This is a genomic window from Frankia sp. Cppng1_Ct_nod, from assembly GCF_920656135.1.
Classification (GTDB): domain Bacteria; phylum Actinomycetota; class Actinomycetes; order Frankiales; family Frankiaceae; genus Protofrankia; species Protofrankia meridionalis.
Genome location: NZ_CAKKTK010000073.1, coordinates 1 through 22,604, shown reverse-complemented (window position 1 = coordinate 22,604; position 22,604 = coordinate 1). Strand labels below are relative to the sequence as shown.

Below are 22,604 nucleotides of genomic sequence, written 5' to 3'. Positions count from 1 at the left end.
GGGCGCCGCGGGTGTGGCTGGTGTGATGAAGATGGTGCTGGCTCTGCGGAAAAATATAGTTCCGGCCACGCTACATGTGGATATCCCCACTCCGGAGGTCGACTGGTCGTCGGGCGCCGTCGAACTGGCGACTGTCCACCAACCCTGGCCACGGAATGGTCGGCCGCGTCGGGCCGCGGTGTCGTCGTTCGGTATCAGCGGCACCAACGCCCACGTGATTCTGGAGGAGGCGCCCGAGGAGACTCCGGAAGAGGGGCTGTCGGCCGCCGGGCGGGGTGGGGCTTGTGACGGGCGGCCGGTGTGGGACTGGAATGGTCCCGGAGTCACGGTGCCGTGGGTGGTGTCGGGTCGGTCGGAGCGGGTGCTGCGGGGGCAGGCGGGGCGGTTGTCGGGTTGGTTGGACGGGAATGTCGGGGTGTCGGCGGCGGATGTGGCGTGGTCGCTGGCGACTTCGCGGTCGATGTTTGATCATCGGGCGGTTGTGCTGGGTGACGATCTGGCGGGATTGCGGTCGGGGTTGGCTGCCATGGTCGAGGGGAATCCGGCGGTGAATGTGGTTACGGGCGGGGATGGTGGTGGGGTGCCGGCTGGTCCGGGCGTGGTGTTTGTGTTTCCGGGTCAGGGCGGGCAGTGGCGGGGAATGGCCGCGGGGTTGCTGGAGTCGTCGCCGGTGTTTGCGGGGCGGTTGGCGGAGTGCGCCGAGGTGATGGATGGGCTGACCGGCTGGTCGTTGCTGGATGTGGTGCGGGGGGTGGATGGCTGCGCGGATGTGGAGCGGGTGGACGTGGTGCAGCCGGTGCTGTTCGCGGTGATGGTGTCGCTGGCGGCGGTGTGGGAGGCGTGTGGGGTGGCGCCGGCGGCGGTGGTGGGGCATTCCCAGGGGGAGATCGCGGCGGCGTGTGTGGCGGGGGTGTTGTCGCTGCCGGATGCGGTGCGGGTGGTGGTGTGCCGGTCGGCGGCGTTGCGGGAGTTGGCAGGGTCAGGTGGTATGGCGTCGATCGGGCTGCCGGTCGGGGTGGTTGTGGAGCGGTCGCGGGGGATGGGGGTGTCGGTGGCGGCGGTGAACGGGCCGTCGTCGACGGTGATTTCGGGTGACAGCTCGGTGTTGGATCGGGTGTGCGCGGAGTTTGCCGAGGGGGGAGCGCAGGTTCGGCGGATTCCGGTGGATTACGCGTCGCATTCGTCGGCGGTGGAGGTGATGGAGCAGCGGTTGGCTGAGGAGTTGGGGTCGGTGGCGGCGGCGCCGGGTCGGCTACCTGTGTACTCCACGGTGACGGGGGAGCGGCTGGACGGTCGGTTGATGGACGCCGGCTATTGGTATCGCAATCTGCGTGAAACCGTCCGTTTGGAAGAGACTGTTCGAGGGCTGGTAGCGGACGGGTTTCGGGTGTTCGTGGAAGCCAGCCCGCATCCGGTGCTGACAGCCCCGGTCGGGGAGACCGCGGAGGCATCCGGTGTGGAAGTGGTCACCGTCGGGTCCCTTCGCCGGGACGACGGGGGAATGGATCGGTTCCTCACCAGCCTGGCCGAGGTGTTCATCCAGGGTGTGCCAGTGGACTGGCCTGCGGTCCATGCTGGGTCCGGCGGCCGGTTCGTCGACCTGCCCACCTACGCCTTCGACCGGCAACGGTACTGGGCCGATTCGCGCGAGAAGGACACGACCGCCGACAGCAGCGACCCGGCCGAAGCGGAGTTCTGGCGGGCGGTCACCGACGGCGACGCCGAAGCCCTCGCAGGCGTCCTGGCCGGACCGGGCGCCGACCCGGTCATCGAGCGGGACCGGCTGGCCGACCTGCTGCCGGCCCTGTCCGCGTGGCGCGAGCGCCGCCGTGATGCGACAACGCTGGACCGCTGGCGTTACCAGGCGACATGGCGTCGCGTCGACGACCCGCCGTTGGGCGCCTTCGCCGGCCACTGGCTCGTCGTCCGGGCGGCGGACTCGCCTGGGCAGAGGCAGTGGGCGGACATGATCAGCGGCTTGTTCGCAGCCCGAGGCGTGACTGTCAGTCACGTCGCCGTCGCTGCCGCCGATCGCGACCGCGGCCCCATGGCGGAACTGCTGAGCGCGGCGGCGGCACCCGAGCCCGCCACCGGATTGATCTCTCTGCTCGCGCTGGCGGACGGCGAAGCGGCGGCACCGGTTCCGGCCCGGCTTACGGACACGTTGACGCTGGTGCAGGCCCTGGGCGACGCCGGGATCGACGCGCCGCTGTGGTGCCTGACCAGCGAGGCGGTTTCGACCGGCCCGACCGATCCGGCGGTTGATCCGGCGTCGGCGCTCGTGTGGGGCCTTGGCCGCGTGGCCGCGCTCGAGTGCTCGGAGCGCTGGGGTGGGCTCGTCGACATCCCCGCGCGGCCCTCCGCTCAGATGACGGACCGGGTGATCGAGCGGATCGGGGCCGTCGTAACCGCCCCGCACGGACAGGACCAGGTCGCGATCCGCGAGTCCGGGGTGTTCACCCGGCGCCTCGTCCGGTGGCCGCGGGGCAGCCGCCAGACTCGCGTCTGGTCGGCGGCGGGGACGGTTCTCATCACGGGCGGAACCGGCGCTCTGGGCACGCGGGTCGCCCACTGGGTCGTCGACCGGGGCGCTGACCACGTGGTGCTGGTCAGCCGGCGCGGCGCGGACGCGCCCTCGGCCGGAGAACTGACGGCGCAGTTGCGCGGCAGGGGAGCGCGGGTCACCGTCGTCGCTGCCGACGTCGCCGACCGCGACGCGGTCGCGCGGCTCGCCTGCGACCTAGCCGAGGCCGGTGACCCGATCACCGCCGTCTTCCACACCGCCGGTGTCGCCGACGAGGCGCCGCTGCGCGAACTCACCGAGCACGAGCTGACGGCCGTTCTCGGCGCGAAGGTCACCGGTGCGCAAAACCTCCACGACTTGCTCGACGATCACCCGATCAGCACCTTCGTCCTGTTCTCCTCGATCGCCGGGATCTGGGGCGGCGGCGGGCAGGCCGCCTATTCCGCCGCCAACGCCTACCTGGACGGACTCGCGGCACACCGCGCCCAGGTCGGCCGCCCGGCGACCGCGATCGCCTGGGGATCATGGGGAGGCGGCATGGTCGACGCCGAGCGTGGCCAGCGTCTGCGCCGCGGTGGCGTGCTCCCGATGGACCCGGACCTGGCCCTCGCCGCGATGGAAGCCGCGCTCGCGGACGACGAGAACACCCTGGTCGTGGCGGACATGGACTGGGAGCTGTTCTTCCCCGCCTTCACGGTTGCCCGCCACGCCGCGCTGCTGGCCGACCTGCCCGAGGTCGAGGCTCTGCTCACGCGGGAGGCCGCCGGCCGATCGGCTGACGAAACGGCGTTCGCCCAGCGGCTTGCGGACCTGCCGGCCCTGGCCCGGACCGGCGTCGTGCTCGACCTGGTGCGCCGGGAGGTCGCGGTCGTTCTCGGGCACGCGTCCGCCGAGGCCGTCGAACCGGACCGGGCATTCCGCGACAGCGGTTTCGACTCCCTGACCACGGTGGAGCTGCGCAGCCGTCTGCGAACCGCCACCGGGTCGCGTCTGCCGGTGACGGCGGTGTTCGACCATCCCACGCCACGAGCGCTGGCCGCCTACCTGGTAGGTGACCTCGTTGGCGAGGCGGCCGACGACGTGGAGGGCGAGCCCCGGGCGGAGCACGCCGACCCGTTCGAGGACGCGCTCGCCGAACTCGACCGACTGGAGGCGACCTTCGTGGCCGCCGCGTCGGCGGAACCGGCAGACAGGTCACGACTGCTGACTCGGTTGCGCGTCCTCGCCGACGCCGTCAACGACGGTCCCGCTGGTTCGGACGGCGGCGCCGCGGCCGCCACCACCGTGCTGGACGTCGACGACGGGATCGGGGACCTCCTCACCGCCGCGTCGGACGACGAAATCTTCTCCTTTATCGACACGGAACTCGACCAGTCCTAACACGCCCTGGTGCCGGGCGCGGCCGTTGCCGCAAGCGACGAGCACAGCGGAGACCGAAATCCCTCGGACGACAGGGCGGGCGATGTCGAACGAAGCGAAGCTGCGGGGCTACCTCAACCAGGTGACCGCCGATCTGGTGCGGGCGCGCCGACGCATCCGTGAGCTCGAAGCCGCTAGCGTTCGGGAGCGGGAACGGGAGCGCGAACGGGTCGACCCGATCGCGATCGTCGGTATGGCGTGCCGCTTCCCTGGCGGGGTCGCCACGCCGGAGGACCTGTGGCAGCTGCTGGTCGACGGCCGGGACGCCGTGTCCGAGCTGCCCGCCGACCGGGGTTGGGACCTCGACGACCTTTATGATCCGGACCCCGACCGGTGGGGGCACTGTTACTCCCGGGGAGGGGGATTCCTGTCCGGGGCCGGCGACTTCGACGCCGGGTTCTTCGGCATTCCGCCCCGCGAGGCGCTGGCGATGGATCCGCAGCAGCGGCTTCTGCTCGAAACCTCGTGGGAGGCACTGGAACGGGCCGACATCGATCCGACCAGCTTACAGGGCAGCCGCACCGGCGTGTTTATCGGCGGCAGCACCCAGGCCTACGGGGATCTCCTCGTCCGTAACCCCGATGGTCTTGAAGGGTACTTCCTGACCTCGACGGTCGGCAGTGTCATGTCCGGCCGGATCTCCTATGCCCTCGACCTCGCCGGGCCGGCGGCGACGGTCGACACCGCTTGCTCCTCGTCGTTGGTCGCACTCCACCTGGCCGCGCAGGCGTTGCGCGCCGGCGAATGCACGCTCGCGCTCGCGGGTGGCGCCACCGTAATGGCCACACCCGGCATGCTCCAGGTGTTCAGCCGGCAACGCGGGCTGTCACCCGACGGCCGGTGCCGTTCGTTCTCCGAGGACGCCGACGGGACGGGATTCGCCGAGGGCGTGGGCGTCGTCGTGCTCCAACGGCTGGCGGACGCGTGCCACGCCGGGCGCCGGGTACTCGCCCTCGTGCGCGGCTCGGCGGTGAGCTCCGACGGCGCGTCGAACGGGTTGGCGGCGCCCAACGGCCTGGCCCAGCAGCGGGTGATCCGGGAGGCGCTGGCGGTCGCGGGCCTTTCGGTCGACGACGTGGACGTGGTGGAGGGCCACGGGACGGGCACTCGGCTGGGCGATCCGATCGAGGCCCAGGCGGTGCTGGCGACCTACGGTCGGCGGGAACGCGGCCGGGTGCTGCTGGGGTCGTTGAAGTCGAACATCGGACATGCGCAGGCGGCGGCCGGCGTGGGCGGCGTCATGAAGATGGTCCTTGCCCTGCACAACAACCTTGTTCCGCCCACGCTGCACGCCGACGTGCCCACTCCGGCCGTCGACTGGTCGTCCGGCGCCGTGGACATCGCGACGAAAGCCCAGCCCTGGGAGCCGGGAACACGGCCACGCCGAGCCGCGGTGTCGTCGTTCGGCGTCAGCGGCACCAACGCCCACGTCATCCTCGAGGAGGCCCCGCGCTCCGGCGAACCGCCCACGCCGCGACCCCCCACGGCCGGTGCCGTGCACGAGGCGCCCGTGCCCTGGGCGATCTCGGCCCGATCCGCCTCGGCGCTACGGGTTCAGGCTTCCCGCCTGCGCGATCTTCTGGACGCAGGTGACGCCGACGTCGTCGACATCGGCCGGTCGCTGCTCAACCGATCCCGGCTGAAGCATCGGGCCGTCGTCCTCGGTGCCGCCCGCGACGACCTGCGCGCCGGTCTGAGCGCCGTGGTGGACGGCCCCCTCGACGGCCCCCTCGACGGCGTCGTGACGGCGACGACGATGTCCGGTGGCCTCGCGGCCTTGTTCAGCGGCCAGGGACTCGCGGGTCTGGGGGTGGCCCGCGATCTTGCCGCTACCTTCCCGGCGTTCGCCTCGGCGCTGGACGAGGTGTGCGTGGCCTTCGACGGCCTGGTCGACACCGACCTGCGCGCCATGCTCCTGGCCGACGCCGACGCCGACGCGTGGGCGGAGACGACGTATGCGCAGCCGGCGCTGTTCGCCCTCGAGATCGCCATGGCGCGGCTCCTGGAGTGGTTCGGTGTCCGCCCGGACGCCGTCGCCGGCCACTCGCTCGGCGAGTACGCCGCCGCGTGCGTGGCCGGCGTCTGGTCACTCGACGACGCGGCCCGGGTGGTCGCCACGCGTGGCCGGCTCATGGGCGCGCTTCCCGCCGGCGGTGCGATGGTCGCTGTCTCGGTCGACGAGAACCAGGCCCGCGCGGCGCTGCCAGGGGACGGTCGGGTCAGCATCGCCGCAGTGAACGGGCCGACCTCGGTGGTGCTGTCGGGGCCCGTGGCGCTGGTCACGGCCATTGCCGCCGAGTTCGCGGGCCGTGGTGCCCGGACGAGGCAGCTCGCCGTCAGTCACGCCTTCCACTCGGCGCTGATGGAACCGATACTGGACCAGTTCCGCCGCGTCCTGCGGACCGTCTCCTTCGCTTCGCCCACCGTCCCGCTCGTGTCCACGCTGACTGGGCGGATGATCACCCCCCAGCAGAGCGGCGATCCCGACTACTGGGCGCGTCACGTCCGCCAGCCGGTCCGCTTCCACGACGCCGTCACCACCTTGCGCGATCACGGCATCGGCGCGTTCGTCGAGATCGGTCCAGGCGCAGTGCTCGCACCGATGACCCGCGAGTGCCTTCCTTCGGCGAACGTCGATTCGGTGCCGCTGATACGCCCAGGGCGCCCACCGACGCGGTCCGCTCTTCTCGCACTGGCGGCCCTGCACGCCCGCGGTGTGCCCGTCGACTGGCGGCCGTTCTTCGACGCGCGCGGCGCCCAGACCGTCGATCTCCCGACGTATCCGTTTGAGCGCCGTCGGTACTGGATCACGGATGGCTCGCCGACTGGTCCCGGTGGCGAAGCGAACGGCGCCCGGCCCGCAGGCTCCGAGCACGATGGGCCGCCTGGTGCGGTCCGCACTCGCCTGATCGAGGCCGCGCGGTCGGAGTGGGACGAGATCGTGCTCGCCGACGTGCGCGCGGCGACGGCGGCCGTCCTCGGCTACGCCGCCGCCGATGACACCGATCCCGACCGTCCGTTCGCCGAGCTGGGATTCGATTCGCTGACCGCGGTCGAGTTCGCCCACCGCCTCGGCAAGGCCACGGGAATCGCGGTGCCCGCAACGCTCATCCTGGACCACGTGACCCCGCGAGCGGCGGCCACCGCGCTGCTCACCGAGCTCGCGTCGGCGGTCGAGCGCGACGCTCCCACGCTGCCCGCCGAGGTGACCCGGACGCGAGACGGGGTGGCCCCGCCACCGGCAACCCCGTCTCGTCACAGCCAGGCGGTACGACCACCGCGCACGTTCGACCTTCTGCCCCGGTTCGCGAGCGCCTGTTCGGACGGGCGGCTCGACGAGGGCTTCGCGTTGCTGGCCGACGCCGCGAACCTGCGACCCGCCGTCGGCGACACCGCACCCATCGATCCCGTCGTTTTCTGCCGTGACGGCGCGCCACCTGCGCTGATCTGCCTGCCGTCGGTTGTCGCGCCGTCGAACGCCTACCAGTACGCGCGGTTCGCGATGCCGTTTCGGGGGATCCAGCCGCTGTTTGTCCTGCCGTATCCCGGCTTCACCTTGTCGAGCCCGCTGCCGGCCACCCGTGCCGACATCATCACCGAACGCGCCGACGCGGTTCTGCGTGCTGCCGCCGGCATGCCGTTCGTCCTGGTCGGCTACTCCTCCGGGGGGTGGATCGCGCACGCGGTCGCGGAACGTCTGGTCGAGACCGGCTACCGGCCAGCCGGGCTGGTGCTACTGGACTGTCACCTGCCGGGAAGTGCCAGCCTCGCCCACATCCAGTCCGTGATCTTCGGCCAGATGTACCAGCGGGGCCAGACGGCCGAGGTTCGGGCCGACGATGCCGAGCTCACCGCGATGGTCCGCTACCTGCTGCTCTTCGAGGGTTGGCGACCCGCTCCGACGGATGTCCCAACGCTGTGCGTCACCGCGACCGCAGATGTCAGCGACCCGTCGACGGAGTCGGTGTCCGGCGGCTCGTCGGACCTGCGATGGCGGGCGGACTGGCCGTTGGCCCACAGCGCCGTCGAGGTGCCGGCGGACCATCTGACCCTTATCGAGCGTTCCGCCGCGTCGACGGCCGATCACGTCCGGCGCTGGCTGGACGACCAGCCGCACAAGGTGGCTGACCGGGCGGCTGAGCCGCTTGACCGGCTTGAGTGAGGAGCTGCCATGCACACCGGAATGCCCATCACCCCCGACTTGCTGAGCCGGGAGTTCACCCAGAATCCGTACCCGATCTATCGAGACATGCGAACGAACGCGCCCGCGCAGAAGGTCGTCGTGAAGACGCTGACGACCGAGCTGCGCGCCTGGGTGGTCACCCGTTACGACGAGGCCCGCAGCCTGCTGGCCGACCGTCGGTTGTCGAAGAACGCCGACGGCCTGCCGCGCATCATTATGCGCAGCAAGGTGCACGCCGACACCGACGTCGAGCTCGCGAACTTCAAGAGTATGCTGTTCAGCGACCCGCCGGACCATACCCGGCTGCGGCGCATCATTGGCCGGGCGTTCACGATGCGCCGGGCGCAGCAGCTGCGCCCGTGGATCGCGGAAGTCACAAACAGCCTCCTCGACGAGATCGCTCCCGGAGAACCGACCGACGTCGTCGACGCGCTGGCGATGCCCCTGCCCCTGTCGGTCATCAGCCACCTGCTTGGCGTCGCCCCGGAGCGGCAACAGGACTTCCGAGCCTGGAACGCGTTGCTTACCAGCATCGACGCCGACATGCGGGCCAAGCAGCAGGCGCATCTGGCGTCCATCGCCTACCTGCGGCAGCTCATCGAGGAGAAGCGAGCGGAGCCGGGGGAGGACCTGGTCAGTGCCCTCGTCACACCGTCCGAGGGCGATCCCGCCCTCGACGAGATCGAGCTGCTGTCCACGATCTTCCTGGTGATGAACGCTGGCTACGAGACGACCGCCAGCATGATCGGCAACACGGTACGCGCGCTTCTCGCCGCTCCAGACCTCCAACAGCGGCTGCGCGCGGACCCGACCGTCATTCCGGCCGCCTTGGAGGAGTTCCTGCGCTACGAAAGCCCGCTCAACCTTGCGACCGTCCGCTACACCCTGGAGACGGTCAACCTCGGTGACGTCTCGATCCCACCCGGCGAGGTCGTGTTCATCTCGTTGGCCGCCGCGAACCGCGACGCCAACCGTTTTCAGACGCCGGACCACGCCGACCTTGACCGGCCCGACAACGCCCACCTCTCCTTCGGCCACGGCATTCACCACTGCGTCGGCGCCCCGCTGGCACGGCTTGAAGGCGAGATCGCCATGGGTGCCCTTCTGAGCCGATTCCCGACCTGGGAACTGGCGATTCCCGTGGAGGATCTCCGCTGGCGCAACAGCCTTCAGTTCAGAGCGCTCGAACACCTCCCCGTCCGCTTCAGCTGACCAGCTCGACAGAACGCACCAAGAGAAACACGCCGACAAGACAGGAGCAGGGACATATGGGGAAGACGGCGATACACGACTTCTTCGAACTCGGAGCCAAGGAGGACATCGACGGCGCCTGGGACTGCTTCGGCCCGGACGCGGTGTGGATCGACGCTCAGGGCGACGAGCCTGGCACCACCTACGCCAAGGCGCAGATCCGCGACCACCTCGTACGGCTCAACGACATCGCCAAGCAGATCCGCTCCCAGGGCATGGACGGCGTCTTCGAGGAGCCGGTGTTCCTGGCGGGCGGCGAGCAGGCCATCGTCGAATGGTCGGTCCGCAAGGGCACCGGTGAGATAGTCGAGCGCGGCATCGACCTGTTCACCCTCAAGGACGGCAAGATCGCCGTAAAGGACGTCTTCCGAAAGGCCTGAAAAGTCGGAACGAGCACGAGACCGGTCCGAAGATTTTCGGATCGTCCGCGTGCTCGTTCCGTCACCGTCGGGACCGGACCCGGGCTCGACTCCATAGCCTGTCACACCACGAGTTCAACGTCGGTAAATCTCAGTAGCTGGCGTTCGTCGGGGGAGTGAAACTGTCCACGATCAGGCTGGAAAGAGCCTGCCGGTTCCGGATGTTAAGCTTCCGGTACGCCCGGGTGAGATGCTGTTCCACCGTACTGACGGTTATGTAGAGTTTATTGGCTATTTCGCGATTGGTATAGTGCTCCGCGGCCAGTGCCACTACTCGCCGCTCCGCGTCGCTTAATTTGGCGGCATAGGAAAAGGGAACAGCAGTGATGGAGCTGTGATGACTGTCGGACCTCCCCAACAACCGTCGGCGTAGTGCCTCGGCATGACAGTGACTGGCGTAGCGCCAAGCACGATCTCTCGTCCGTTTCGCAAGGCCTCGTTCCCCGAGTATTTGGTAAACTCGACCGAGCTCGGCAAGAGTGTAGGCAAGCTCTAGCAGGTCGCCGTCGGCCTCCAGTAGCCCAGCCGACTCTCGCAGCAGTTCTGGCCGGTGCTTAGGCTCGACGGCAGCCGACAGTATCCGGAGTGAGATGGCCCGATGGCGGGACGCTCCGGAGCCGAGCAGGTCCAGCTGGTTCTCGACCAAGTCCTTGGCCGTGGTCCGCTCACCAAGCCCGAGGTAGGCCTCGGCGGCGTCAGTTCGCCATGGCAAGTAGGTTAGGTCCATATTCCATTCATTCATCCATCCATCCAGGGTCTCCCCGTACGCGAGAAAGTCACTAAGCGCAGCGTGGAACCGACCGCCCGAAAGGTGGTAGCGGCCGCGGGCCCGCAGATAGAGCAGGCCGAATCGGGTCCCGTAGATCGCCTCCGGCACTGGCCGGACCAGCAATTCGGCCGCCTCCGACTGCCTGCCCATCTCTGTCAGCGTATGCAGAAGGATGCTCAGTGGCTCCCCCACCGCCAGACCCCAGCCCGTCTGCGGCATGTGCGCGAGGGCGGCAGAAGCGAACTCGTGCGCGCCCAACAAGTCACCGCGGCGGAGCGCAGATTTCGCCCTGATCAGGGCACCCGATGCCCGCGAGATTGGGCTCAGTGGCCGGTCGCCCTCGTCGGAGAGCCGCGTGAGTAGCGCAGCGGTCCGCTTGGCGGCGTCAGCCATGTCCAGCGCGGCGATGACAAGCTCTGTAGCCTCGGTCTCCATGCGGTCGCCGACCGAGCCTCCGATAATCTTCTCCACGACCGCGAGAACCTCCTCCCGCCTTTGTCGGGCGAGTAACGCCGGAAGTTGAACCGCCGCCTGCACCCATGGGCGATTGTGTGCCCCAGCGGCCAGGGCCTCGAAACCTCCGGCCGGTGCGAGCAATGCCTTAGCGGGCACCAGCGCCGGGCAGAAGAAGAAGAGCCATAGCAACGTCGCTGGAAGGTCGGATACCGAGTCCGGCTCCCTTTGAACAATATTTGAAAGCAGCCGGAGCACTTCGTCCGCCTCGGCCATGCGACCATGCAACACGAGCCGGCGGACGAGGCTGGCTGCGGCATGAGTACTTAGGTGCCCTTCTCGCGCATGCGCGAGAAGTTCGGTAAAATGTCGGCAGGCTTCAGCTGGATCGCGTTGCCAGACAACGTCCACAAGCCGTGCCTTGACTGCGGCGCCTTGCGGCCCGCTCATGTTTGAGCGATCAGCAAGTTCGAAGAGCCTGCCAGCTAGTTCCAGCCGGTGATTGGTCAAGGCGTCTTCGGCTGCCTCCTGCAATTTCATTACCGCCCATGATCCCTCGGCGTGGCCCGCCGCGAGGATGTAGTTTCCCACGACCGGCGCAGGCGTACCGTTCTCCTGCAATGCGCGGGCGGCTCGTAGCTGCATGTCCGCCAGGTCAACAAAGGCTGGATCCCGCAGCAGGGCCTTTTGTATTGCCGAATGCCGGATGCGGCCGTCTGCAACGACTCCGATCTCCTCCAAGGTGTCGACGATGTAACTGGCGGATCTGATGTCGAAGTCGATCAACCGGCCAAGTAGCCTCGCCGAGCCGATGTCACCCAGAACGGCGAGCGCCCGGGCACCCTGCCGAATCGGGTCGGGCATCTTGGTGACAATAGCCAGCACAGCTTCCCTGAACTCCTCGCCGGGGCATGGCGATGCTGCCGGCTGCTGCCTCGCACTGGCCGAGGCCGTGATAATGCAGTCCTCGATCAATGCCGTCGCCAGGAAGGGGTTGCCGCCGCTTGTTGCGTGCACCGCCGCTGCCAGCCGATGCGCTGTTGGCTTGTCGAATCGCCGCCTGAGGAGGCTGGCGACACCGTCGAGTGTAAGACGGCCCAGCCGCAGGTGATCCGCATATGGTTGACGGAGAAACTCAACACAGAAACCTTGGTAAATGCTATCCTCGAATGGTTGAGCGGTGCAGACAAAAAGTGCGCGGATTCCTCTGAGGTGGCGGGCGAGATGGGCCAGGAAGTGCAGCGACGGCCAATCAGCATGCTGCACATCGTTAATCCCGATCAGTACTGGCCGCCGCCGCGCGAGCCCGAGCAGCTCTACGCACAGCTCGTCGACCACAGCTGACGGAAGCTGCCAGGAAGGAAGCGACTGGTCGTTTGGACCGGAAATCAGAGAACTGGGTCGGCCGGGCGGCCTGGCGGATCCAGTGGACCGCGCCCTCGCCAGCTGGAGATCTTTGACTGCTGATTCGGAAGTTGGACCCGGCGCGTGGGTACGCCCGGACCTTCTCGGTCCGGATGCATCGAATGACAGCTTGAGGCTCGTAGCCGTGTCCACACTCATTGCCGGGCTGCCGAGCAACCGGCGCAGGACGTTCAATGGAAGATCCTGATCGAGGAAGGAAGAGGTTACCAACAGGACCAAGAACCCGGACTTCTCCGCGGTCGCGACGAAGGCATTGAGTAGCGCCGTCTTACCGACTCTGGTGGCGCCGGTAATGAGCAGAGAACTAGTACTACAGCAACAGTCACGATGATCAATCAATGTGCTGACGCGGTGACCTGCGCTTACGTAAACGATCTTTGGTTCGCGTCGAGCGTGCCGTCGGCGTGTTGCCGCCGATACGCCGACAGGTGTTGCTGTAGTACTAGGCCTTCCACGGGTGCAGCCGTCGAACATTCTCTCCATCGTCTGCAATGCCTCGTCGCGGTCTACGAGGGTCATAAAAAGATCCTCCTCGGGAATTATCAGACAAGATCTCCGCGGGGCTCTGAAACTACTACTTGCAGCGCCAGGAAGATGGGCCGTCGAGGCATCCACCCGGAGGCATCCGATCACTCCGACCACATCGCGAGGATCTGTCACGCCGACTGGCACGTGATCATAGTTACGCTAGTACCCTTAATAACCCTGCCGCTACCTCCAGTTGTTGGCGAGTAGTTTCCCGAAGTCGTGGTGCAGCATCCTCACCTGCATGACGATCTCCGCAGGATGGCGGTCCACTGGGAAGGCTCGGCCTCCCTGCTGCACTGGTCGACAGCTTGAGGGTGCCCTGCTGGTGTGGCTGGAGATCGCTCTTGCGCGACAGGTCGGCAATGAAGTTGTGCGAGACGTCGATACTCTCGGTCCGCTTTACGTACTTGGCCGGCTGTCGATTTGACTGGTGGCTCAGCCCTGTCTCCGGCCGTCATGGACTGGCGGCAAGCCGGGCCGAGGAATGTGCTGCAATACCTCGATGCCATGCTGGCGCAGCGGCGGGCCAAAGGCTCACAGTAGGCCGGGAGACGGCCAACAGCCCGGCTGTATCGCGCGCTGGCACTTCTTCATCCCACGAGAGGACCATTCCTGCCCGATCCGCAGTACGCCGCTCGTCAACCGGATTTGTAATCAACGTCATCAGTATTCTTTCTGCTCGTCGGCCAGCACATGTCGCGCTGTTGTCATGCACCGTATGACTCCAGCTGAGGTCCGGTGAAACTGTCTCCATTACGCGACGCCGGGCAGCCTCTAACGTGGCGGACGTTCTCCCCGGTGCTACGGGAATCTCTATGGAAAACAAGATTATCTAGGTGTGGGCTCCCCTGGTGTCGTCGCACGCGCACCTGGTCACAATCACCAGATCCTCATTGTGAATCATTGTCGAGGACAGCGCAAGCTGGTCGCTTCCGCTGGTCCAGGTTCCTGAAGGACGACGGGATCAAACAATCAAGGCGACACATGTTCTGTCAGCAAATCGTTGAAAACCTCGACTGGCTTCCGCCGGCCCAACGTCTGCCGTGGCCTCCCGTTCAACTGTACGGTCACGCTATCAAGCTCCTCCTGGGAATGCAAGGACAGGTCGGTGCCCTTCGGGAAATTACTGTCGCAGCAGCTCGTGGGTATTCTCGTTTGATCCACGCTGTCAAGGTGGATGAGGGCCGCGGAAGTACACTGGCATGCCGGTGCGGGCGGTGAACTCGGCCTGTCGGGCCATCTCCTTGCCCTGATCCCAGGTGGCGGACTTTTTCGTGAAGTCGGGCAAGGATTCTATCTTCCGGGCCGGTGGATAGGCAACCCTCTCGGCGTTGCGGTCGTAGGGAATGCACAGGAGCATGACGAACCTCCTGCTACGCTCGATCAGCATCGCGATCTGGGACCGGTTCCCCTTCCCGGAATCCGGCTCTCCGCAGCTGGCTGGAATGTGTAATCACCCGGTCACGCCGTCAACGTGTAGTCGGTGGCGGGGCGTAGCCAGTCCTTGCGGGTGGAGCGGGAGGCTGCCCGGCGGGCGCGACGCTGCTGGTTGGCCACGTTGGTGAGGCCGAACGCGGACCGGTAGACAAGTTTGATCAATCGATTGACGTCCTCGGCGGCTGCGTTGGACAGTCCGTGCAGGAGTGCGGCCGCGATCTCGTTGCGCCACTCCGAGATCGTCTCGGCGAGGGTGACGATCTCGGGGACGGTCGCGCCGGTGGTAGCGCAGTACTCGAGGAACCTGGTCAGGGCACTGTCGATGTCGGTGCGGGTGGTCGCGACGCCGGTCCGTGTCGGGGAGAGCGCGAGCAGGTCGAGCAGGAGGTTCTTCGCGCGCCAGACGGCGCCGATCGCGAAGCCGATCGCGAAGCCGGCCTCGCCGCCGAGCTCGGCGAGGGTGGTGAGGATCTGGTCACGGCGCTTCTTCGAGAGCCTGCACGGGCCGTGGAGCAGCGCGCCTTTGATCGTGTATTCGGGGTCGGTGGCGCGGCCCCGGCGGTGGCGCAGCTCGTGGGTGACCCGCCGGCGGACGTCACCGACTGCCTTGTTCGCCAATTGCGCGACGTGGAACGGATCGATCGCGATCATGGTGTGCGGGAGCGCGCGGCGGGCGGCGGACTAGTAGATGGTGGACATGTCGATCGTGACCGCCTCGATGGCGGCGCGCCAGGGGGCGGGCTGGGCGAGGATCCAGGCGGCCGCCCCGACCGCGGTGCGGCCCTCGACGGCGCCGAGCAGGCCGTGGCCGCCGCGGGAGTCGTAGAAGCCGGTCTGCCAGCGGTCGGCGTCCTCGACCCAGCGGCCGCTGACCGGGTCGCGGTGGTAACGGGGCCGGCCTCGGCGATGGTCGTCCATCCCGAGCACCCGCACGGGTGGCAGTGGCCCGGTCACCGAACGGCGCTCGGGGGTCGTGCCCCGCCCTCCAGCGAACGAACCCTCCCGGCCAGCCGCCGACTCGCCTACCTCCCCGACGCCAGCCTCGACACCGCTGCGGTCGTCGTCGCCGGCGTCGTCGTCGGTCGTGGCCTCGCCGGGTCCGGCCTGGGCGGCGGGGACGGTGACCACGGTCCCCTCCGAGGCGGCCAGTGCGATGAAGCCGCCGTGCGCGGTGTGCCAGCCGATCCCGGCCGCCCGCGTGACGACGTCTACCGGCACGAGCCAGTCGCCGATCAGGTGGCCCATGGTGTCCTTCGCTGAGAGCGACACCGTCCCCCCGCGGGCGGCCAACGGCCCACCCTCGGTGAAAACAACCTGGTCACAGGCATCGTTGTCGCACCAGAACCGGTGCTTGTGCCAGGTCACCGCCACCGGGACGACCGCCAGATGCGCCACCGTCTGCCCGGCGGGCTCCTTCACCCGCCCCGACGGCGCCTCGCACCGCGGGCAGCAGACCACGACCCCCGGAGCCGTCCGCGCGTGCACGCAGAACGATCCGTCCGCCTCCCGCTCGACCAGCTCGACCTCAAGACCGGCCGGCAGCCGCAGCAACCCGCCCAGCACACAACCCATACCCTGGAACACGCGCATCCGTTCACTTGATGATCTTTTCCTTGGTAAGAGCGATCATTTCAGCGAGCGGGTGCGCCTCTTCGTCCGGACCCAGAGTAGCTACGTTCCGTCACCGATGAATGTTACGGAATGTGGTCGGTCAGAGACGGCTTCCAGCCAACAGCGGAGAGCCGGAAAAGGACGTGTCGCGACAGTGGAGACGTCGCCCGCACCCAGCGGTGGTGAAAGCCAAGAAAATCCAGGCCGTCACCGCCTTCGGCCAGGTGAACGATACGAGTCTTGGCCGCCTTCGGCTCCAGACCGAGATCGGCCAAGATCGCTGTCAGCACAACCAGAGCCCGTTCAGCGTCCCGCCGGGACCGACACAGCACTACCAGGTCATCGCAATAACGGACCAAAACCCCCTCATGGCCGCCGTCTCTCCACACCCGGTCCAACCGATGCAGGTAGACGTTAGCCAAAAGCGGCGAAACTGCACCACTCTGGGGCGTTCCAGTCACCTCACGACGGACCGACCCGTCCTCCATCGCTCCCGCGCGCAACATGCTCCGCAACAGCATCAGGACGTGCCGGTCACTCACCCGCTCCTCGACCGCATCCATCAACCGGTCATGCGGAATCGCCGAAAAACAGTTAGCGATATCCGTCTCTACCACCCACCGCCGGCCCCGCAGCACTCATCAATGAGCACCTGCAAGGCATCATGCACACCCCGCCCAGGCCGGAACCCGAACGAACACGACAGAAAATCAGCCTCGAAAACCGGCTCAAGGATCATCTTTGCCGCTGTCTGCACAATCCGGTCGCGGACCGTCGGGATCGACAACGCCCTTTGCTCGGTCGAGCCGGGCTTCGGTATGAATACCCGGCGCGCCGGCATCGGGCGCCACCGCCCCGCTTTCAGGTCCGCGCTCAGCTCATCGAACATCCGGGTCACCCCGTACCTCTAGACGTCAGCGATCGTGGCCCGGTCAATACCAGGCGCGCCGCCGTTGCGACGCACCCGAACCAACGCGCGCTCCAACACGTCGCCGCGATAGACCTTGTCATAGAGCGCATGGAACCGTCGCCCGGGATCAGCCTTGGCCGCCCGGTACAGCGTCCGCTGCAAGGCTTGAACCTTGTCTTGCTCGGTGGAGCTAGCCACGAGGGCACTCACCAGCTCTTCCTCACATCGAAACGCACCGACGAAGCAGCGGCCCTTCCCATCACCGGTGGTTCTGTTGTCCACTCGGCTCAACCGGTACTATGGCCGCCTTCGACTCCCCACCCGACACGACGCCCACTTCCCGAGGTCATCGGTTATAGGACACCGCATGCTTCCGGCGACCGCATCGCGGCGCCGCCAGGCCGGGCAGGGTCTCCCCAGTTCCCGCCGCCACTATCTGAACGTTCCGCGCCCCATACCCCGAGGAGTCCTTCACGGCTGCACATCCAGGATCTACACCGCTTCCGTGGCCTTCACCGTGAATTCCGCGGCTCGACACTCCCTGTTTCCCGCCAAAACGGGCCCATAACGAGGCGGCAGGCTTCGCGTCATGCTACGGACCGTCCAGTCGCTCCCCCTTGCAGGGCTTTCGACGCTGGGCTTCGACCCGACCCGTTACCGGACTGAGCCGCCATCCTGCTACCGGGCCTCCTGGCAGCTACCCGGACCGGACTCCCACCGGCAAGCGACGACGAGCTGACGACAACCAGATCAGCCGCTCACACGGCGTCACCTCCCGCTGTCTGCTGGGCACACGAATGAGCGAGGTTAGTGAGGACTTCCGCGGCGGTCGGCGGCTGGGATTCCAGGACACGGGCGCATGTGCTGCATACCCAGCCGTGGGGTCGGCGGGGGTATATTCTGTCGCCGACGGCTATCGGCGCCGAGCATACCGGGCAGAGGCTCGGGTAACGTGCTGTGACCCCGTTCTTCTCGACTTCCATCGTGTTTCCCTTCAGGCGCCGGGCTGTGCACGGCTGTCGGGGGTGGACGCTGTCATTTCTTCTTCGCGTTCGTCATGTGAGCGCGGATTTCGGGTCGGGTGAGTGCCCGCAGGAGTGCTTGGCCGCGTGGGGTGGGACGCATCGGCTGGGCGTGGGTAGCTCGGTAGAACAGCGGGGCTCCGATGTCGCGTTCGAGGCGGCGGAACTGGCGGACAAGCGCGGCCTGATCAGCGCCGAGATGATCGGCGGCGGTGTTGATGGTAGGGAAGGTCATCGCCATCTGGAAGCGGTGTAGCCGGTGCCAGCCGGCGAGGCCGCCTTCGACGGCGCGGCGGACGTCGGCAGGGATATCTGAGCCAAGGGTGTGCAGCAGTTCCGGGCGGCTGGTGACGCCGGGATGCCGTAGCGTCGCGCTCGCTCGATGATGGTCATGTCCAGGACGCCGAGCTCGGCGGCGATGTCGCTGTAGGAGCGTTTGCGTTCGAGGTACTACTGGCGCAGCCAGCTGGATGCCCTGCATGCCGACGACATCGAGGGGAGTTGGGGAGGGACACCGCTGATGAGGTTGACGATTCTGCACGTCCCGGACTGCCCGAACGTCGCGACGCTCCAGGACCGGATCGGTCGCCTGATAACCGCCGAGGGTGTTGTCACCCTCCGTGTGGTCGACAGTGCGGATCTGGCGGCGGAGGTGGGCATGACTGGCTCACCGACCCTGCTCGTCGACGGCGTCGATCCGTTTGCTGAGCCGGGCCGCTCGGCAAGCCTGTCGTGTCGGCTTTACCGTGACGCGGCTGGCCGCCTGGCCGGGTCACCGTCGCTGGCCCAGCTTCGCCACGCGCTTGATCCGCTGGCCGCTATCGACCGCGACGAACCTTAACCTGTTCGCGTTGCTGGCGGCGTCACCGTCGCCGCCGGCGCAGTCATCGCAATGCGACGGTGCCGCGCTGACCGGACAGGCACAAATGACGAGGTGATCTACGGCAGGCGCCGGCCCAACCAGCGCAACGGCCGGCCGATGACCGGGTGTTGATGCCACCGCCACCGGATGACCAGACGCCGGCCAGCCCGCAGCCCATCACGCAGCCGGGAGGCCGGCGAGGGGCGCAGCGCGTCCTCCCGCCCCCGGGCCTGCTGATGCAGGAAGTGCGCGCACGACAGGCAGACCCCGACCTCGGGATGGTTCCCGAGCCGGACCAGGTCAGGCTCGTGGTAGGTGCCACCGCAGCACCAGCACGTCAGCGGCTCGGCGGCGTCTGACTCGGTCGTGGTCGCAGCTGTCGTCACGGATGCCCTTCCCTTCGGCCGATCAGGTCGCCGAGTAGATCTTCGCTGCGCCGGTCCACGTCGATTCCCTGCCCGGTCAGCAGCAGCCGGACTGGATGGGCCGCGCCGACACGCAGGCCCACGCGGCTGGCGTCGCGGCGTCCACGGCGGCCGAGCCCGGAGCCGAGCGGGTCGCGCGCGACGCGCAGGACACCATAAAGCAGGTGCTCGGGGCGGATCTCGGTTTCACCGCGTGTGCCTGCGGTGGTGCAGGCTATGAGCTGCGCTCGCTTGATCAGATATAGCGGTCCGCACAGCGGGTTGTGCTGGGATCGTCCGCGCCACCAGGGCCGCAGGCGTACCCGTCGGGCCGCGTCGTGCACCGCCAACGTGCCGAAGGTCGCCTCCAGCTGGCGGCGCATCCGGGCCACGTCCACGCCGAACTCCCGCAGCAGGGCGGTGTCGTCCCGGGCGAGTGGCCCGGATTCGGCCACGATCCGCGCGATCTCCGCCCGCGCGGTCGGCAGGTCCAGTCCCCGCTCGTTCAGCATCGCCGCGGCCGGGTTCGCGGCGTGTGCGAGCACTCCGAGCAGCAGATGCTCGTCGCCGAGATAGGGATGACCGAGGCGATCCCGTTCCACCTCCGCTAACCGCCTGATCTCTAGTACGGCAGTGACAGTGATCTCTAGCCTCGGCTGTTCACCCCGGGCAGTTGTGATCTTGTCCTGGGGGGTGCCCCGGTGATGGGAAAGTGCCTCTGACTTGGGAGGATGCGGGTGTCTGAAGTCCGTGTCCGAGCCCGAGTCGAGAGGCACTTTCCAGGTGGATGCTACGGGGTGGTCGCGGGGGCTGGCGGTTGAGGTCGGCGGTCGGGACGTCGTCTCGCATGTGGGGACGGCGGCGGTGCGGCTGCTGGCGGACCGGGTCGGGGTGACCGGGGCGTTGTCGAAGGCGTTGGCCGGGACCCGGCAGTTCCCGTTGCATGATCGTGGCAGGGTGTTCACGGATATCGCGGTCGGGATCGCGGACGGCAGCACCCGGATCAAGGACATTGCCACACTGGCAGACCAGGGGGAACTGTTCGGGGCGGTCGCGTCGGTCCCGACGGCGTGGCGGGTGTTGAAGGAAGTGGATGCGGAGCGGTTGACGGCGGTGACGGCGGCGCGGGCCGCCGCGCGGGTGGGGGTGTGGGAGCAGATCGTGGCCCGGCACGGGCGGATACCGCCGTGCACGGTGGCGGGCAGGGACCTCGGCGATATGATCGTGATCCGGTTGGATGCGTCGCTGGTGCTGGCACATTCGGATAAGGAGAAAGCGGCTCGGACGTTTAAGAAGACGTTCGGGCATCATCCGATGATGGCCTGGTGTGACAATACCGGCGGGCTTTTGGCGATAAAGTTGCGGCCGGGGAACGCGGGGGCGAACACGGCGGCGGATAACATTGAGGTTCTCGATGCGGCGATCGGGCAGCTGCCCGCCGGGTACCGGAAGAAGATCCTGGTCACCGTGGACGGGGCGGGGGCGAGTCATGATCTGGTCGATCACATCGCGGAGCTGAACGAAGATCCTGACCGGCAGGTGTACTACGCGGTCGGGTTCGACCTGGACGAACGGGGCCGGCAGGCGATCGGGAAGGTCCCGGGACGGGTGTGGGCTCCCGCGGTCGACGCCGAGGGTGAGCCGCGGGACAACGGTGAGGTCGCCGAGCTGACCGGCCTGTACCGCACCGGCCGGGCGAGGGACCAGTTGAAGGACTGGCCGAAGGATATGCGGATCATCGCCCGGTGGGAACGGTCGCACCCGGGCGCCCAGCTGTCGCTGTTCGAGCAGCACGAGGGGTTCCGGTTCCAGCTGACCGCGACCAGCCTGCCCGACCGGAATATCCAGTTGGTGGAGGCCTGCCACCGGGTCCAGGCGCGGGTCGAGTCGAGGATCCGCTGCGGGAAAGCCACCGGGCTGCGGCGCATGCCCTCGAAATCGTTCGCGGTCAATTCCGCCTGGTGTGCCGCGGTCGCGCTCGCCTGTGACCTGCTGGCGTGGCTGGCGCTGCTCGCTTTGGACGGAGAGCTGGCGAAAGCCGAACCGAAAACAGTTCGCTACCGGCTGTTGCACACGGCCGGGCGGATTATCCGCGGCCAGCGTCAACGCCGGCTGCGACTACCGGAGAACTGGCCGTGGGTGGATGCGCTGCGCACTGCTTTCATGCGGATCTTCGCGTTGCCCGCACCCACCTGACATTCACCCCGCCGACCCGACGAGACGAGAGGGACCCGCCCGGCCCGTGGAGCCGGCGCCGACCGGGGCGACACCCGGGCCGTCCTCATGCCCGAACCCCGAAACAAACATCAACAGCGTCCAGCCGCAAGATCCGAACCGTTAACGATCACGGCGTGAATTTTCGAGGCTAGCACTTACGATTGATGCGCCGTGATCTATATTTAGGTGCAAAGAGCGTCGGCACTACGAATAGCCGGTCTCAGATTCAGGTATTCGGCTCCGCATATAGGGTCTCTCCTCGGGCGAATCGCTCGATTGGCCCCGAGCCCGCCGTCTGCACCAGCGAGACGAGACGCAGCCCTGCGGTGGCGAGAGCGCTGACGATCTGCTCGGCCAGCTCCCGACGTCCGTCCTCGTCGGAATCTGCCGTGACGTCAAGCGACAGCCAAATCCGCCCGTCGCCGCCGGGAGAGACCTTCAACGGTGTGTCTTCGGGTGAGTTGCACAGGATTCCAGCATCGGTGAGCGAAGTAACGGTCCTTACACGCAGCTCGGTAGTGTTCTTCTTGTCAACCTCACGGGCCGCCATATAGATCGCATGGGACAGCTCGGCAGCGGCCTGGTCCGCGATATCGACGTGGATCGTGTAGGGACCAAGGGAAACGGTGCCCGCACTAGGGTCATAGGCGAAGCCCCAGTACTCACGCGCCACATCGCGCAGTGCCTCGCCGGCTTTGACGCGATCCTTCTGCGGGCCATGTCCTTCTCCTCGCGACCATTCGTCGAAGTGCATAAGGGCGTCGCGCATATGTTTGATGCCAGGCAGCGCGTCCTCGAACTTCTGCCGGGCCTGGGCAAGCGCGTTGCCCGCGATGGGGTCGATGCCAAGGGCTTTGAGTGCGACTTGTTCGAGCTGCTCTGCGTTGAGGAGCTGACGCAGGGCGAAGACAAGCTGCCGCGCGTCGATCTGACGGGAGCTGAACCACGAGATGCGTTGGTCGTCAGGGTCTCCGAGGCGCTGGACGGCCAACTGCGTAGCGCGCTGCCACCACTGCGCCTCTGAGACGGCGATGGCATATGGGTTGTCGGCCGGTGACCAATCGGCTGAAGTGCTGTCTGTCATGTGAGCATTCTCGTCCGCTGGACCACACAATGCCAGCGGTTTACGGCTAGCGAGCGAAACAAGCTTATGTGGGGCCTGCAATTACT

16 protein-coding genes and 1 pseudogene are annotated in these 22,604 nt (G+C 67.4%); 6 read left to right on the top strand and 11 right to left on the bottom strand.

The window, feature by feature from the left end; all coding sequences use genetic code 11:
• Positions 1-25 precede the first annotated feature (25 nt).
• From NBW77_RS17790 to NBW77_RS17775, 4 genes are all read left to right on the top strand, one after another.
• Positions 26-3,904, top strand: a complete 3,879-nt coding sequence (locus tag NBW77_RS17790; protein WP_250280035.1) for an SDR family NAD(P)-dependent oxidoreductase — start codon at positions 26-28, stop codon at positions 3,902-3,904.
• A gap of 82 nt (positions 3,905-3,986) precedes the next feature.
• Positions 3,987-8,105: a type I polyketide synthase gene (locus NBW77_RS17785; RefSeq protein ID WP_250280034.1), complete on the top strand. Its 4,119-nt coding sequence runs from the start codon at positions 3,987-3,989 to the stop codon at positions 8,103-8,105.
• 9 nt (positions 8,106-8,114) lie between these two features.
• Complete coding sequence (locus tag NBW77_RS17780; protein WP_131746585.1) at positions 8,115-9,338, top strand: cytochrome P450 family protein; 1,224 nt, start codon at positions 8,115-8,117, stop codon at positions 9,336-9,338.
• A 56-nt stretch (positions 9,339-9,394) separates the two neighbouring features.
• Positions 9,395-9,757 carry a nuclear transport factor 2 family protein gene (locus tag NBW77_RS17775; RefSeq protein WP_131746584.1) on the top strand — a complete coding sequence of 121 codons (363 nt, stop codon included), beginning with the start codon at positions 9,395-9,397 and terminating at the stop codon, positions 9,755-9,757.
• A 130-nt stretch (positions 9,758-9,887) separates the two neighbouring features.
• Here the strand turns inward: NBW77_RS17775 and NBW77_RS17770 are convergent, their stop codons facing one another.
• The 8 genes and pseudogenes from NBW77_RS17770 to NBW77_RS22545 form a co-directional block, all read right to left on the bottom strand.
• Complete coding sequence (locus tag NBW77_RS17770; RefSeq protein ID WP_242605792.1) at positions 9,888-12,356, bottom strand: helix-turn-helix transcriptional regulator; 2,469 nt, start codon at positions 12,354-12,356, stop codon at positions 9,888-9,890.
• A 1,783-nt stretch (positions 12,357-14,139) separates the two neighbouring features.
• The gene (locus NBW77_RS17765) at positions 14,140-14,331 is read right to left on the bottom strand and encodes a hypothetical protein (RefSeq protein WP_207386975.1); all 192 of its coding nucleotides are present in this window, start codon (positions 14,329-14,331) and stop codon (positions 14,140-14,142) included.
• 101 nt (positions 14,332-14,432) lie between these two features.
• Positions 14,433-15,077: pseudogene (locus NBW77_RS17760) on the bottom strand (ISL3 family transposase); the annotation flags it as partial.
• A 12-nt stretch (positions 15,078-15,089) separates the two neighbouring features.
• Complete coding sequence (locus NBW77_RS17755) at positions 15,090-15,992, bottom strand: hypothetical protein (protein WP_250280033.1); 903 nt, start codon at positions 15,990-15,992, stop codon at positions 15,090-15,092.
• A gap of 110 nt (positions 15,993-16,102) precedes the next feature.
• Positions 16,103-16,636: a reverse transcriptase domain-containing protein gene (locus NBW77_RS17750; protein WP_207386974.1), complete on the bottom strand. Its 534-nt coding sequence runs from the start codon at positions 16,634-16,636 to the stop codon at positions 16,103-16,105.
• Entirely contained in the window at positions 16,630-16,908 is a 279-nt protein-coding gene (locus NBW77_RS22125) for an RNA-dependent RNA polymerase family protein (protein WP_207386973.1), read from the bottom strand. Before NBW77_RS22125 ends, NBW77_RS17750 begins: the two co-directional genes overlap by 7 nt.
• Positions 16,909-16,926: 18 nt before the next feature.
• Complete coding sequence (locus NBW77_RS17745; protein ID WP_207386972.1) at positions 16,927-17,139, bottom strand: hypothetical protein; 213 nt, start codon at positions 17,137-17,139, stop codon at positions 16,927-16,929.
• 825 nt (positions 17,140-17,964) lie between these two features.
• Positions 17,965-18,432, bottom strand: a complete 468-nt coding sequence (locus tag NBW77_RS22545) for a LysR family transcriptional regulator (protein WP_131746580.1) — start codon at positions 18,430-18,432, stop codon at positions 17,965-17,967.
• Here NBW77_RS22545 and NBW77_RS17735 point away from each other — a divergent pair.
• Positions 18,388-18,792: a thioredoxin family protein gene (locus NBW77_RS17735; RefSeq protein ID WP_207386971.1), complete on the top strand. Its 405-nt coding sequence runs from the start codon at positions 18,388-18,390 to the stop codon at positions 18,790-18,792. The genes NBW77_RS22545 and NBW77_RS17735 overlap by 45 nt on opposite strands.
• A gap of 98 nt (positions 18,793-18,890) precedes the next feature.
• Here the strand turns inward: NBW77_RS17735 and NBW77_RS17730 are convergent, their stop codons facing one another.
• The gene (locus NBW77_RS17730; protein WP_207386970.1) at positions 18,891-19,199 is read right to left on the bottom strand and encodes a hypothetical protein; all 309 of its coding nucleotides are present in this window, start codon (positions 19,197-19,199) and stop codon (positions 18,891-18,893) included.
• Positions 19,196-19,819: a Clp protease N-terminal domain-containing protein gene (locus NBW77_RS17725; protein ID WP_165486039.1), complete on the bottom strand. Its 624-nt coding sequence runs from the start codon at positions 19,817-19,819 to the stop codon at positions 19,196-19,198. The genes NBW77_RS17730 and NBW77_RS17725 overlap by 4 nt, the downstream gene beginning before the upstream one ends.
• Before the next feature lie 181 nt (positions 19,820-20,000).
• On the opposite strand from NBW77_RS17725, the gene NBW77_RS17720 reads away from it, so the two are divergent.
• The gene (locus tag NBW77_RS17720; RefSeq protein WP_131746578.1) at positions 20,001-21,413 is read left to right on the top strand and encodes an IS1380 family transposase; all 1,413 of its coding nucleotides are present in this window, start codon (positions 20,001-20,003) and stop codon (positions 21,411-21,413) included.
• A 247-nt stretch (positions 21,414-21,660) separates the two neighbouring features.
• Here NBW77_RS17720 and NBW77_RS17715 read toward each other — a convergent pair whose 3' ends face one another.
• Entirely contained in the window at positions 21,661-22,518 is an 858-nt protein-coding gene (locus NBW77_RS17715; protein WP_131746577.1) for a hypothetical protein, read from the bottom strand.
• Positions 22,519-22,604 lie beyond the last annotated feature (86 nt).

What these genes read in the sequence shown, in the direction of transcription:
- NBW77_RS17790 (WP_250280035.1), top strand. Translation starts at nt 26, where the DNA reads ATGAAGATGGTGCTGGCTCTGCGGAAAAATATAGTTCCGGCCACGCTA.
- NBW77_RS17785 (WP_250280034.1), top strand. Translation starts at nt 3,987, where the DNA reads ATGTCGAACGAAGCGAAGCTGCGGGGCTACCTCAACCAGGTGACCGCC.
- NBW77_RS17780 (WP_131746585.1), top strand. Translation starts at nt 8,115, where the DNA reads ATGCACACCGGAATGCCCATCACCCCCGACTTGCTGAGCCGGGAGTTC.
- NBW77_RS17775 (WP_131746584.1), top strand. Translation starts at nt 9,395, where the DNA reads ATGGGGAAGACGGCGATACACGACTTCTTCGAACTCGGAGCCAAGGAG.
- NBW77_RS17765 (WP_207386975.1), bottom strand. Translation starts at nt 14,331, where the DNA reads ATGCTCCTGTGCATTCCCTACGACCGCAACGCCGAGAGGGTTGCCTAT.
- NBW77_RS22125 (WP_207386973.1), bottom strand. Translation starts at nt 16,908, where the DNA reads ATGTTCGATGAGCTGAGCGCGGACCTGAAAGCGGGGCGGTGGCGCCCG.
- NBW77_RS22545 (WP_131746580.1), bottom strand. Translation starts at nt 18,432, where the DNA reads ATGCAGGGCATCCAGCTGGCTGCGCCAGTAGTACCTCGAACGCAAACG.
- NBW77_RS17715 (WP_131746577.1), bottom strand. Translation starts at nt 22,518, where the DNA reads ATGACAGACAGCACTTCAGCCGATTGGTCACCGGCCGACAACCCATAT.